The sequence below is a fragment of the Photobacterium profundum genome, assembly GCF_003026285.1.
GTDB classification, from domain to species: Bacteria; Pseudomonadota; Gammaproteobacteria; order Enterobacterales; family Vibrionaceae; genus Photobacterium; species Photobacterium profundum.
Genome location: NZ_PYOD01000013.1, coordinates 66,459 through 78,532 on the forward strand (window position 1 = coordinate 66,459; position 12,074 = coordinate 78,532).

Genomic DNA, 12,074 nt, shown 5'->3' on the forward strand with positions numbered 1-12,074 from the left:
TGATTTAATTATTATAAATCAGCATTTAAGGTATTAATATAAACACACAGGTAAATAAGCTATCTACTTATTTTTTACCTACATGCAAAATAGCTAAGAACGCTTCTTGAGGCAGCTCGACATTACCGATTTGCTTCATACGTTTTTTACCATCTTTCTGCTTCTGTAGCAGTTTCTTCTTACGACTGATATCGCCACCGTAACACTTAGCAATAACGTTTTTACGTAACTGCTTAACGGTTGCACGGGCAATGATCATACCGCCAATCGCCGCTTGAATCGCAATATCAAACATCTGACGAGGAATGAATTCCTTCATCTTGTCGACTAAATCACGACCGCGACCATTCGCATTATCTTTGTGCGTAATGATAGCAAGTGCATCAACACGATCGCCGTTAATCATTACATCAACACGTACCATGTTTGATGGTTGGTAACGCTGGAAGTTATAATCTAGCGATGCGTAACCACGTGATGTCGATTTCAAACGGTCGAAGAAATCCAAGACCACTTCTGACATCGGAATATCATATGTCAGCGCAACTTGGTTACCGTGATAAACCATATCGACTTGCATACCACGTTTTTCGATACACAAGGTAATTACATTACCTAGGTATTCTGATGGTACCAAGATATTACAACGTGCAATTGGCTCACCAATAACGGCAATATCATTCACTGCTGGTAACTTTGATGGGCTATCAACATAAATGGTGTCGCCACGTGTAGTTTCAACTTCATAAACTACGGTTGGTGCCGTGGTAATAAGCGCCAGATCGTATTCACGTTCCAAGCGTTCTTGAATGATTTCCATGTGCAGCATGCCAAGGAAACCACAACGGAAACCAAAACCAAGTGCAGAAGAACTTTCTGGTTCATAGAACAAAGATGCATCATTTAGGCTTAATTTACCCAGTGCATCACGGAAGTTCTCGTAATCATCAGAAGATACAGGGAACAGACCGGCATAAACCTGAGGTTTCACTTTCTGGAAACCAGGTAATGGTGATTCACAACCATCTTTAGCTGTAGTGATCGTATCACCAACAGGTGCACCTAAGATGTCTTTAATACCACAAACAACCCAACCTACTTCACCAGTGTTCAGCTCTGTCGTGTCGATTTGCTTCGGTGTAAAGATACCTAAACGGTCAATATTCCAAACCTGACCAGTACTCATCATCTTAATTTTTGCATTTTTCTTTAGTGAGCCATTTTTAACTCGAACCAAAGATACTATGCCTAAATAATTATCGAACCATGAGTCAATGATCAAGGCTTGTAACGGACCTTCAGGATCACCTTCTGGTGGTGGAATAGCAGCAACAATGTTTTCAAGAACATCATCAACGCCTAAACCTGTTTTAGCAGAACAACGTGTTGCATCTACTGCATCGATACCTACGATGTCTTCTATTTCTTCCGCTACACGCTCTGGATCAGCAGCTGGTAAGTCGATTTTATTCAAAATCGGCACCACTTCTAGGTCCATTTCCATCGCTGTATAACAGTTGGCTAATGTCTGAGCTTCTACGCCCTGACCGGCATCAACCACCAGCAAAGCCCCTTCACAGGCTGCTAATGAACGCGATACTTCGTATGAGAAGTCAACGTGTCCTGGTGTATCGATGAAATTAAGCTGATAAGTTTCACCATCTTTAGCCGTATAGTCGAGTGTTACACTCTGGGCTTTGATAGTGATACCGCGTTCGCGTTCAAGATCCATGGAATCTAAAACCTGCGCAGACATTTCACGGTTGGAAAGGCCACCACAGACTTGAATTAGACGGTCGGATAAGGTCGACTTACCATGGTCGATATGTGCAATAATCGAAAAGTTACGAATGTGCTTCATGAATGGCGTGACTAGCTCGTGATTTAAATGAATGGGATCTTTTGATCAAGTTGACGGATTCTACCGAATTTCAGGGCTACTCGCTATCTTTCGATGCAGCATTTATCATCTTATCTGATGATAATGGTTGCCCCAACACTCGAATCAGGCTCGGTTCATAGTCCGAATTGCCGTCTAAACGCTTAGCATATTGCCGCGCAAGTAGCAGCCCAATGGCTGCACTGATCATAGATGTAATAATAACGCCGAGTTCACTAGAGCCTGCTAAATCAACAAACCACCACTGCCCTACCACTGCACCCGCAACTAAAAATAGCAGCGGAACAATGTACACCAGCAGTGCAGAACTCAGCATACTTTTTTCTGATAATCCAATTTCAACAACTTCACCAATCTTTAGCGACTTGTCCGTCGCTAACATCACTTGGTGTGCTCGCCCAGGTATTGCTTTGGTCACAATACCTGTTCCACAGTTATCACGTGACGCACAATGACCACAACTGGTTTGTTGCTGACAACTAACAGTGACATTACCTTGCTCTACGGCGATTACCGTTGCCAGCGTACGCATCATGGTTTTGTACCCTCAACAGCCGGACTAACAGCAGGAGAATCCACAAAAGAAATAGACTCAGCAATACGTCGTGCAGTGGCTGGCGGAATATCACCAACGACAGTCACTTCTTTATCACCAAGTACATGGCTATGTAAAGTACGACGACCTTGCCTTACAAGCTGCTCACGTACAGTATAGTTGTCAGCATCAGAAACGTAGATAGAAAGGCTAAATAGCCCATCACTGTACATTTTACTTTCAACAGGGCGCTCTGTTAACACCAAGCGGTGGCGATTACGTGAAACAGACTCAAAACCTTGAGGTAACCAATTCACCGACCAGCCAAGATCAGCTTGAGGCTGTGGTGGTAGTTGTACAACAGCTGGCAAATCAACCGTACTTAAATTTTTAAGCACTTCACCGACTTTAGGGTTTACCACATAAGAAACGGCGCGATACTGCTCTAATGGTTCACCGTCACGATCCAGTAAATCAGCACGCATCACTAAATGGCTACGTGTATCTACCCACAATAAGTAGGAGTAACGTGTCCCATCTTTGGGAGCAACACGTATAACATCACAAGCCACACCGGCTTCACGTGCACGCCCCATCGATATGAAATCATAGAAATCCGACAATTCATGAATATTTGTTTTCATGACTGGAGGCAACGGTGCCACCATTTTATTGCTATCGATGGTGAACGGATCTAACCCCGGTTCAAAATAACTGACTTCACGACCACGCTGAATCACCTCACGTGGTGGACCACTAAGGTAAATAAGATGTGCATACGTTTTACCATCTTCTACAGCATGGCGATAACGCAACGGTTCAATACTATTTTTCTTAATTAGTATGTAAGAGAGCTCATAACTGAGGTCTCTACTAGCCTCATCCATTTGATGCAACAAAGCCTCTGCTGAAGCTATAGGTTCTTCAGCAGAGGCTTGTATTGGCATCAACAATAGGCTGACCAGTGTCACGGCACCGACCAGAATTTTTATCATTAATCCGCCACAGATGAATTTGCTTCTAATAATGTTCTATCAATACTGCCATCTTCAGCATTAAAGCGAAGTTGCAATTCATAATCTTGCAGCATCGCGTTAATACGGCGACGTTGCTCCATTAATTGCGCTTCACTTGGTGCACTATTGTGCGCACCAGTACGGACAGAATCACGCGTTAAGCTGACAGGTTCAGCTTTTCCTCCAAACGGAATGGTTTGAAGTACTGGTAATTGTGAATTCGTTGCATCTGCAACCAATGCATCATCACCGCCATTGTATTGTTGAACACCAACAATAACAGCTAATGATACTGACGCTGCAATCGCCACTTGACCAAACTGAGTCATCCAAGCAGGTAAAGTACGCTTAGCCTGACGCGGTGTAGGCTGAGATTCAGTTTTTTGTGCAGTTCTGATATCAATAACAGGGGTATCAACAACAGGAACAATTACATCAGGTTCTACACTAAAATCGGTTAACCCTACATGAGCAGGTTCATTATCCAACGCTAACGCAACGCTTCCAGCAATATTCCATTCTTTGCATTGCGGGGCGTCACCTCGGATAACATCACCAATAAGGTTGAAGTCATGCCAAGATTGTTCGCTTTCTTTGTCTACGGTCAGCGCATTAATAATACTCTGATCGAGCTCTTCGCCATCAACTAGCGCCGAAATCTTTTCTTTATCAGCCATTTCTCTTCACCGTTTGGCTTAACATTATCGCTGCATAAGAGGACGTATGCGTTTTTCAACCGCCTCTCGAGCACGGAATATGCGTGATCTTACAGTACCTACAGGGCAATCCATTATTTCTGCAATATCTTCATAGCTTAAACCATCCAGTTCGCGCAATGAGATCGCAGTTTTAAGATCTTCCGGCAATGATTCTATGGTACCAAAGACAACCCGCTTTAATTCTTCAGACAACATTTGGTTCTCAGGGTTCGAAATTTCTTTCAATGCACCGCCAGTTTCGTAATATTCTGCATCTTCTGCATCAACATCGGAAGCGGGTGGACGACGTCCCTGAGCCACTAAATAATTCTTCGCAGTATTAACAGCAATACGGTATAGCCATGTATAGAAAGCACTTTCACCACGAAATGTAGGTAAAGCTCTATACGCCTTAATAAAGGCTTCTTGTGCAACATCAGGGACATCGCCTGAGTTACTGACATACCGCGCAACGAGATTACAAACTTTATTTTGATATTTTATTACCAAAAGATTAAACGCTTGCTTATCTCCTCGTTGGACTCGCTCTATTAATACCTGATCAGTTTGCTGCTCGCTCATTCGAGCGTGTACTCCTATATCTGTCTTGCACTCGGATTCGTACTATTACAGGCCAATGTTACGTTAATAACTAATTTATGCCGTATTAACCACTTACCTGTTCAAGTGTTTTATGCAGACTAAGATTGCTAAAAAAACGTCTGTAAACACTCAGCTAAAACACAGTAGTATGAAAACATTTATGAGCGTGAGCACTATGTATGACTCGAGAAAAACGGCAAAGTTCCTAGCCGAAAGAAATAATTTCTTAGTAATAGTGCGCGATTTTTTTATCACTATGACGCATTATACAACGATAAGTGCTTCATATGTTACACCAACTGTGCATGCTAGCGAGACAAATCAATGTCAAAAAAATGCATTTATTTGATGGGGTCTTCGCTTTTAACTTTAATAAGTAAACCACACGAACACGATATAAAACAATAATGTGGATACTTCACTTTGCTAAAGTAATTATTTAACTTTTGCTGATGTACATACTCGATGACGAGCAATAAGGATTTGATGGTCACTATGACCATTCAGGATGGATTTTGGTAATATATGGCGGATTGCCACAGGGATATGATATCGATATGAACAAAAATCGTGAACATCATTGCGATGTTTTAGTCATTGGTAGCGGTGCTGCCGGTTTAACATTAGCACTTCGTTTAGCACCTTTAAGTAAAGTTGTTGTTGTCAGTAAAGGTACACGCAGTGAAGGAGCAACATACTACGCACAAGGTGGTATTGCTGCAGTTTTTGATGAATCAGACAGTATTGAATCACATATAGAAGACACCCAAATTGCAGGTGCACATTTATGTGATGATAATGTTGTTCGCTTTATTGCGGAGAATGCCAAAGAATCGGTTCAATGGCTGATTGATGGCGGTGTACCCTTTGATCGTGAAGAACAAGATAATGATGATGAAACCCCTCGTTATCATTTAACGCGTGAAGGTGGCCATAGTCACCGACGTATATTGCATGCCGCCGATGCCACAGGCATGGCAATGCAAAACTCACTGCAAGATAACGTTCATAACCACCCTAATATCGAAGTATTAGAGCGTCATAATGCGCTTGATCTTATTACTCATCAGAAACTAGGTAACGACGATACGCCAAACCGTGTATTAGGTGCTTATGTCTGGAACCGTAATAAAGAAGTGGTTGAAACAGTACATGCCAAATTTGTTGTACTCGCAACAGGTGGCGCTTCAAAGGTATACCAGTACACATCAAACCCAGATGTATCTTCTGGCGATGGTATTGCCATGGCATGGCGTGCAGGGTGTCGAGTAGCTAACCTTGAATTTAACCAATTTCACCCAACATGCTTGTTCCACCCTGACGCACGAAACTACCTCTTAACCGAAGCATTACGTGGTGAAGGGGCATATTTACGTCGCCCTGACGGTAGCCGTTTCATGAGCGATTTCGATGAACGCGGTGAGCTTGCGCCACGCGATGTCGTCGCCCGCGCTATCGACTTCGAGATGAAGCGTTTGGGGGCCGATTGTATGTTTCTGGATATCAGCCATAAGTCTGATGATTTTATTACGAAACATTTCCCAACAATTTATGAAAAACTATTAACGTTCAACATTGATATCACCCAAGAGCCAATCCCAATCGTGCCAGCTGCGCACTATACCTGTGGTGGTGTAATGGTCGATACCAAAGGTCAAACAGATTTAGACGGTTTATATGCGATAGGCGAAGTCAGTTACACTGGCTTGCACGGTGCAAACCGCATGGCTTCTAACTCATTATTAGAGTGTGTCGTATATGCAAGTTCAGCCGCTGAAAGCATCAGTTCGAAATTAGATAGCATCGGTATGCCTGATCCTCTTCCCCATTGGGATGAAAGCCAAGTTAACTGTTCAGATGAAGAAGTCGTCATCCAACACAACTGGCATGAACTGCGTCTGTTTATGTGGGATTACGTCGGCATTGTACGTTCAACCAAACGTTTAGAACGCGCAATGCGTCGAATTCAGCTGCTTAAACAAGAAATTGATGAATACTACGGTAACTTCCGCGTGTCTAACAACCTGCTTGAACTACGTAATTTAGTCCAAGTCGCAGAGCTAATTGTTCGATGTGCGCTAGAACGAAAAGAAAGCCGAGGTTTACACTTCACCTTAGATTACCCTGAGCTGAAAGAAAACTCAGGACCAACCATTCAAACGCCGGATCAGCCTTGTTAAGCTGCCAACGTTGTTAGCAATGCTATTTAATCTAAGTGTCTTTCTTAAAATCCCAGCTTTGGTTGGGATTTTTTTGATCATTATTCAATGAGCAACGTATCTCGTATGAATTCTGCATCACTCTACAATCTCGCCATATGACACAGCATTGCCAATGCTCGGTACTCTTCATCCTTGCAGGCATCATGACTAACACATACCCAACTTACCTCTTGTGCATGTTGCATTCGAAATAAGATAAACCAACGGGTAACAACTTTTATTTTATTAATTTGCCACTTCTGTTGTTGCCAATTAACCGCACCAGAAACCGTAATACTGAGGTTCCCTTGCTGATGACAATAATGTTGGTAGCGTTCAAGCCACTCAATCCATAAACATTCCAAAAGAAATATAACAACGATCTGCGGTAGCCATGACATAAAAAGAGATGCGAAAAGAGCAATTGCTACACCAAGATATAAAGTACTTAGTGCAGCAAGGATTTTTTGCGAAGGGTGTAGACGAAGATTAACGAAGCTTGCTGTTATTGTGAGCAACAATTTTGTCTACCATTGCAGCATGAGCAGGGTTTTCACTGCGACCATGGCCCATCATCCAAGTAAACAAATCTGGATCATCGCTGGTCAATAACGACACGAAATCACGTTGCTCTTGATCGGGTAAGTCGTCTAAGCACTCTTCAAAAAAAGGCATGATGATTACATCCAGTTCAAGCATACCACGTCGACATGCCCATTTTAGGCGTGCTCTTTCATCTGAACTCAACATATACAACCTCGTTATCTAATCTGAATATTCCTAGCGGTAGCAAAACATTATTGTACTACCCTAAAATTTGCCACCAATATTAGCAGCCACTTATTTCCTCTACCATGCGCAAAAACAAGCAAACACTGAAGATGAGACATATGATCAATAATAGTCTGATGTTTTACTCAAGTATTCACACGATAATCGGTTCGCAAAGCTGACAAATGGTAATAAGCAATTTAACATGGTGGTCAAACTTACCATTTATTTGTAATGGCTCACATAACGCGGTTAGTTAAACAATCGCAGTATTGTCTTTTGAGTCGTGGTTACAATGTTAACTATGGAATATCCAATGAGCATCGAGTTTAACGCACTGAATTTCAAAAAAGTCGCATTAACAGCACAAGATAAACTGCCTGAATTGGCACTCATCAACCTCGATGATTGGGGATTAATCACTCTAATTGGTGACGACAAGAAATCTTACCTACAAGGTCAAGTAACCTGTGATGTGGTATCACTGCCAGTCAACTCATCGACCTTAGGTGCTCATTGTGATGCCAAAGGTAAAATGCGCACCATTTTTCGCTTGTTTAATCACAATGAAGGCTATGGATTTTTACAGCGTAAAAGCGTTATGGACACACAATTACCTGAATTGAAAAAGTACGCTGTATTTTCAAAAGTCGACATCGATGCAAGCAATGATGTTTTACTGGGTCTTTCTGGTGAACAAGCACAAGCCGTTATTGATCAACACTTCCCTGGCAACGGTGATGTACGTGTCATTACCGCTGGCACCGCCATTAAAGTTAACGATGATCGTTGGTTGTTCGCCATTGCACCAGAACAAGCTGAACAACTCATTAATACCCTTGTAGAAACACACAATAGCATGCAGCTATCTGATAGCACATTATGGGATCTCTACGATGTACTGTATGCCATTCCCCGCGTGGATGCAGTAACCGCACTAGAGTTCATTCCTCAAGCTGTCAATCTACAAGCAGTTGACGGAATCAGCTTTAAAAAAGGCTGTTATACAGGACAAGAAACGGTAGCACGTGCGAAATACCGTGGTATCAACAAGCGTGCTATGTATATCGTTACTGGGGAAGCGACACAATGCCCACTTACTGGTGACGCATTAGAACGTAGCGTGGGTGATAACTGGCGTAAAGGTGGTACCTTATTAGCGAGCTACCTGTATGCCGATGATCAAGCTATTGCCTTGGTTGTATTACCGAACGATCTTGACGAAGGTACGCAATTTCGTCTTGCTGAACAGCCGGAAGCTATCTGGACACAACTTGATTTACCTTACTCGTTAGACGATAAATAAGATGCAAACCTCTGTTATACATTTTCTGGATAATGAGGGGGTCGATTACCGTCTACTCCCGCATTCAAAACCTGCAAAAACAATAGAAGAAGCAGCCAAAGAGCGAGGCGTTGCACCTGAACAAATGGTGAAATCGATCTTGCTCCGCGATATGAGTGGCTTTCATGTTTTAGCGTGTGTACCTGGGCCTGCACAAGTCGATCCAACCAAAGTACGCGCTATGTTTGGCTGTCGTCGTATGACCTGCGCAGACGCAGCCGATGTAGAAAAGATCACCGGATTAGTCATTGGTACGGTTGCCCCTGTCGGATTAAAGCAACCATTGCCGCTGATCTTTGATCATTCCATCAAAGCGCATGAAAGAGTCAATATTAGCAGTGGGGATCGGATGGCTGGCATTGAGCTGGAAACCGACGACCTTTTACTGCTTTGCGATCCTATGTTTGCCGATATTTGTCGCTAATATTGGAATAAAAATATAGCCACTATCAAGAATTAACATTCATCATTAAAACGTCCGAATAAAAGCGGCTTACTTAAGTCGTTTTTATTTCATTTGCTTAATTTGCATAATATATACATGCCGTTACATAAAAGCTGTGGCGTATTTAATAAATTTTCAGTAAACATCTTTTGCATAGTTTTTCATCAATGTAGAATGGTTTTTCAATAAATATTGTTTATTGAGAGAGAGTTTTGCAATGTCACACCCCCAAACACAGATAGCTTCATCACATTCCCACCACGCGATTTCATGCAACCACTGTGACTATCATGTCTCGAATATACAGCCTCAAGCTTATGTTATTGATCCTAATGGCAAGCGAATTAGCACTGACTCTATTAGCCAAAGCATGACAGCTTTATATGGTATTAATCAGCAGCTTGTTGAAGCTGTAATGACAGGGGAAAATGAAGATGATAATGCCAAAGCATTACATCAAATGGTACTGGCGCTCAGTGGAAAGCTCTATCGCCATAACTGCCAACAGTGTGCAAACCAATTTTCGCTCAACCCTCAAAAAGACAACCATGCTTGCCCACACTGCTGGTCTCAAAATATTGTGCAAATGAACGGTGGTGAACAATGTCCAAAGTGCCAACAAGGTGAATTAAATTAGATCATTGAACGAATAAATACATACTAAGGCGTAGCCAAAACTCAGCATTTTGGTTACCCAACTCCCTTTCCTTTATCACATCCCTTTCCCCGCCTTCTGCAGCAGTGTATAACAACTAACGAAGTGAGCTATGTGGGGTAAATAATGGAAAGTAAAAGCAAAGATATTAACTGGCGAGGCGTCGATCTCAACCTACTTGTTGCTTTTTCAGCACTAATGGAAACACGTAGCGTGACAAAAGCAGCCGCCAAATTATCGATTGGTCAATCAGCAATGAGTCACAATTTATCTCGGCTTCGTTTATTGCTGAACGACCCACTGTTTGAGCGCCAAGGGCATCAAATGATCGCGACTCAACGCGCGATTGAACTGTCATCAACCATTGAAAATATCCTCAACCTGGTAATGACACAGGTTTTACGACCAGATGACTTTGATTCGCAGCATTATCAAGGCACGTTTCGTATCGGCTTAACCGACTACGCTGAATTACTGTTTGCTCCAGCCCTGTTTGATGCCATTTCACGACTGGCACCTAAATGCCAGCTCAGCTTTTGCAATGTCGATAGGCATAACTACATCAACAGCTTCAACGATAAAAACCTCGATGTGGTGATTGGCTCCATGACTGATTTGCCCAAAGAACTTGAAAGCCAATATTTATACACCGAAGATCATGTGTGCTTATTCGATCAATCGGCTACAGGCTTAACAATACCTGTCAGCTTGGCACGCTACATCATTACACCGCAAGCATTGGTATCACCCGATGGAAAACTCGCAAGCCCTATTGATAACCAATTACAAGAACAAGGCTTTAAACGTCATATCGCATTAGGATCGAGTAATTTTATGACGATTAGACACCTTTTAAAAGATCGTAATCTATTGTGTGTGGTATCACGATTAATGGCCAAAATTGATATTTTTAATGACAGCCTAACCCAATGCAACCCCCCTGTTGATATTCCTGATTTTCATATCAATATGCTGTGGTTACGTCGAAATAGCACCCATCAAAGAATGGAATGGTTACGCCAGATTGTGAGTGAAACCGTGACTGAACGCGTCGCGTCCCTGCGAGGAAAAAGTGAAGCAAGATGACGCGGTGAGGTAAATACAATATAGATTGGGCAACTTGGCACAAGCTCAGTATTGAATAAGTTTAACAGCCAGAGAGGCGATATCAACAGTGCCTCTCTTCTGCTTGTATGTGCTTAAGAAACAACATTTACTTAAGCAGACATGCTAATTACTATTTAACACTCGGTTCTTGGATTTGATAAAGCTTATGTGTGTCGCAAGGCTCATCACAATCACATTCTTTATCTACACCCACGTTTGCTAAACCACCACAGCTTCCACTGATCGTTTTCTTTTTCACAACCCAGCCAATTGCCATTGCCGCGATCACTAATAAGAAAACAGCTATTGTTAATACAAATGTCATAACGTAAACCCTCCTATCTTAGTTAGACCTTGGATTGTCGACTTTCTATTCATCGTGGTGCCAATTTTTATCGGCACCGGTTTCTTCTTGCCAGCACATCCGCAGCCACAATCGCCTTTATCTCGCTTGCATGGCCGACCTTGTTCTGCTGTTGTCAGGGCTTCTTTTTCTACTTTCCCCGTCATAACAGCATCAATAGAGCTACGTTGAGGCACTTTTATGACACTGAAGCCCGCATTCAGTAAACGCCCTAAAGAGCGTTGACCAACATTGCCTAGCACAATTTCTTTAACACCTAATTCACTCAGTCGACGTTGAATAACTTTCTTATGCTTACAACCTAGCTCTTTACTGCCTGTATTTTCAATGCGCTCTATAAATTGTCCTTGCGAGTCATAAACCATAAAGGCAGCTGCCTTACCAAAGTGCCCTGCAACTTGAGAGCGAAGAGTGATTGCTATTGCGATACACAT

General features: G+C 42.4%; 14 protein-coding genes. 5 read left to right on the plus strand and 9 right to left on the minus strand.

Translation table 11 applies throughout. The features are described from left to right. Nucleotides 1-67: 67 nt before the first annotated feature. The 5 genes from lepA to rpoE all read right to left on the minus strand — a co-directional run bounded on the left by lepA (nucleotide 68) and on the right by rpoE (nucleotide 4,731). Nucleotides 68-1,861, minus strand: a complete 1,794-nt coding sequence (gene lepA, locus C9J48_RS21325) for a translation elongation factor 4 (protein ID WP_006232567.1) — start codon at nucleotides 1,859-1,861, stop codon at nucleotides 68-70. Between the two features lie 76 nt (nucleotides 1,862-1,937). Continuing rightward, on the minus strand, nucleotides 1,938-2,435 hold the full coding sequence (locus tag C9J48_RS21330; RefSeq protein WP_006232566.1) for a SoxR reducing system RseC family protein: 498 nt from the start codon (nucleotides 2,433-2,435) through the stop codon (nucleotides 1,938-1,940). After that, a complete protein-coding gene (rseB, locus tag C9J48_RS21335; RefSeq protein WP_006232565.1) occupies nucleotides 2,432-3,430 on the minus strand; it encodes a sigma-E factor regulatory protein RseB in 999 nt (332 codons plus the stop codon). The genes C9J48_RS21330 and rseB overlap by 4 nt, the downstream gene beginning before the upstream one ends. Next, a complete protein-coding gene (locus tag C9J48_RS21340; RefSeq protein WP_006232564.1) occupies nucleotides 3,430-4,128 on the minus strand; it encodes an RseA family anti-sigma factor in 699 nt (232 codons plus the stop codon). The genes rseB and C9J48_RS21340 overlap by 1 nt, the downstream gene beginning before the upstream one ends. Before the next feature lie 24 nt (nucleotides 4,129-4,152). After that, nucleotides 4,153-4,731 (minus strand): RNA polymerase sigma factor RpoE, encoded by a 579-nt coding sequence (rpoE, locus tag C9J48_RS21345; RefSeq protein WP_006232563.1) that lies wholly within the window; start codon nucleotides 4,729-4,731, stop codon nucleotides 4,153-4,155. A 578-nt stretch (nucleotides 4,732-5,309) separates the two neighbouring features. Here rpoE and nadB point away from each other — a divergent pair. Further along, entirely contained in the window at nucleotides 5,310-6,932 is a 1,623-nt protein-coding gene (gene nadB / locus C9J48_RS21355) for an L-aspartate oxidase (RefSeq protein ID WP_006232561.1), read from the plus strand. A gap of 122 nt (nucleotides 6,933-7,054) precedes the next feature. Here the strand turns inward: nadB and C9J48_RS21360 are convergent, their stop codons facing one another. Then, complete coding sequence (locus C9J48_RS21360; protein ID WP_006232560.1) at nucleotides 7,055-7,474, minus strand: protein YgfX; 420 nt, start codon at nucleotides 7,472-7,474, stop codon at nucleotides 7,055-7,057. Then, nucleotides 7,443-7,703: an FAD assembly factor SdhE gene (locus C9J48_RS21365; RefSeq protein ID WP_006232559.1), complete on the minus strand. Its 261-nt coding sequence runs from the start codon at nucleotides 7,701-7,703 to the stop codon at nucleotides 7,443-7,445. The genes C9J48_RS21360 and C9J48_RS21365 overlap by 32 nt, the downstream gene beginning before the upstream one ends. 337 nt (nucleotides 7,704-8,040) lie before the next feature. Here C9J48_RS21365 and ygfZ point away from each other — a divergent pair, with 337 nt between their 5' ends. The 4 genes from ygfZ (at nucleotide 8,041) to C9J48_RS21385 (ending at nucleotide 11,255) form a co-directional block, all read left to right on the plus strand. Further along, nucleotides 8,041-9,030 (plus strand): tRNA-modifying protein YgfZ, encoded by a 990-nt coding sequence (gene ygfZ, locus C9J48_RS21370; protein ID WP_006232558.1) that lies wholly within the window; start codon nucleotides 8,041-8,043, stop codon nucleotides 9,028-9,030. A 1-nt stretch (nucleotide 9,031) separates the two neighbouring features. Then, entirely contained in the window at nucleotides 9,032-9,493 is a 462-nt protein-coding gene (locus tag C9J48_RS21375; RefSeq protein WP_006232557.1) for an aminoacyl-tRNA deacylase, read from the plus strand. Nucleotides 9,494-9,731: 238 nt separating this feature from the next. Further along, nucleotides 9,732-10,151 carry a hypothetical protein gene (locus tag C9J48_RS21380; protein WP_006232556.1) on the plus strand — a complete coding sequence of 140 codons (420 nt, stop codon included), beginning with the start codon at nucleotides 9,732-9,734 and terminating at the stop codon, nucleotides 10,149-10,151. Between the two features lie 144 nt (nucleotides 10,152-10,295). Further along, nucleotides 10,296-11,255 carry a LysR substrate-binding domain-containing protein gene (locus C9J48_RS21385; protein ID WP_006232555.1) on the plus strand — a complete coding sequence of 320 codons (960 nt, stop codon included), beginning with the start codon at nucleotides 10,296-10,298 and terminating at the stop codon, nucleotides 11,253-11,255. 151 nt (nucleotides 11,256-11,406) lie between these two features. Here C9J48_RS21385 and nqrM read toward each other — a convergent pair whose 3' ends face one another. Beyond that, the gene (gene nqrM, locus C9J48_RS21390) at nucleotides 11,407-11,601 is read right to left on the minus strand and encodes a (Na+)-NQR maturation NqrM (protein WP_006232554.1); all 195 of its coding nucleotides are present in this window, start codon (nucleotides 11,599-11,601) and stop codon (nucleotides 11,407-11,409) included. Continuing rightward, on the minus strand, nucleotides 11,598-12,074 hold the full coding sequence (locus C9J48_RS21395; protein WP_006232553.1) for a NifB/NifX family molybdenum-iron cluster-binding protein: 477 nt from the start codon (nucleotides 12,072-12,074) through the stop codon (nucleotides 11,598-11,600). Before C9J48_RS21395 ends, nqrM begins: the two co-directional genes overlap by 4 nt.

Excerpts from the sequence above, each read along its gene's own strand:
- lepA (WP_006232567.1), bottom strand. The coding sequence starts at position 1,861 with ATGAAGCACATTCGTAACTTTTCGATTATTGCACATATCGACCATGGT.
- C9J48_RS21330 (WP_006232566.1), bottom strand. The coding sequence starts at position 2,435 with ATGATGCGTACGCTGGCAACGGTAATCGCCGTAGAGCAAGGTAATGTC.
- rseB (WP_006232565.1), bottom strand. The coding sequence starts at position 3,430 with ATGATAAAAATTCTGGTCGGTGCCGTGACACTGGTCAGCCTATTGTTG.
- C9J48_RS21340 (WP_006232564.1), bottom strand. The coding sequence starts at position 4,128 with ATGGCTGATAAAGAAAAGATTTCGGCGCTAGTTGATGGCGAAGAGCTC.
- rpoE (WP_006232563.1), bottom strand. The coding sequence starts at position 4,731 with ATGAGCGAGCAGCAAACTGATCAGGTATTAATAGAGCGAGTCCAACGA.
- nadB (WP_006232561.1), top strand. The coding sequence starts at position 5,310 with ATGAACAAAAATCGTGAACATCATTGCGATGTTTTAGTCATTGGTAGC.
- C9J48_RS21365 (WP_006232559.1), bottom strand. The coding sequence starts at position 7,703 with ATGTTGAGTTCAGATGAAAGAGCACGCCTAAAATGGGCATGTCGACGT.
- ygfZ (WP_006232558.1), top strand. The coding sequence starts at position 8,041 with ATGAGCATCGAGTTTAACGCACTGAATTTCAAAAAAGTCGCATTAACA.
- C9J48_RS21375 (WP_006232557.1), top strand. The coding sequence starts at position 9,032 with ATGCAAACCTCTGTTATACATTTTCTGGATAATGAGGGGGTCGATTAC.
- C9J48_RS21380 (WP_006232556.1), top strand. The coding sequence starts at position 9,732 with ATGTCACACCCCCAAACACAGATAGCTTCATCACATTCCCACCACGCG.
- C9J48_RS21385 (WP_006232555.1), top strand. The coding sequence starts at position 10,296 with ATGGAAAGTAAAAGCAAAGATATTAACTGGCGAGGCGTCGATCTCAAC.
- nqrM (WP_006232554.1), bottom strand. The coding sequence starts at position 11,601 with ATGACATTTGTATTAACAATAGCTGTTTTCTTATTAGTGATCGCGGCA.
- C9J48_RS21395 (WP_006232553.1), bottom strand. The coding sequence starts at position 12,074 with ATGTGTATCGCAATAGCAATCACTCTTCGCTCTCAAGTTGCAGGGCAC.